The 285-nt window shown below is 43.2% G+C and carries 1 pseudogene; it reads right to left on the reverse strand.

The annotated features are described in order from the left end of the window. Positions 1-285: pseudogene (locus tag V7D18_RS23670) on the reverse strand (hypothetical protein); the annotation flags it as partial.

A 285-nucleotide genomic window follows, 5' to 3' on the forward strand; every position in this document is an offset into this window, starting at 1 on the left:
CAGCCCTGGTCACACTTACCGGAACGGGCGGTAATACGCTCTCTGTTCAGGGTGCTTCTGTTGGCGGAGGAAATATCGTAATTAACAAAATTAATGACATGGAAGTATATTTTACCGGCCAGAATACCATCTTTCGACGGATTTGGCTGTCCGATTCCCTTTCTGTAGCCTGCGGTGTTTAACTCGATACCATTCCCATTTTCAATTACTGTCTTTAATATGTCATCAATAATATCCTGATATGCGCCATAACTGTAAAACGCTGCTTTATTAGGACCATACCGG

Origin of the sequence: Lacrimispora sp. 38-1 (assembly GCF_049890855.1) — a bacterium.
Lineage (GTDB): Bacteria > Bacillota > Clostridia > Lachnospirales > Lachnospiraceae > Lacrimispora.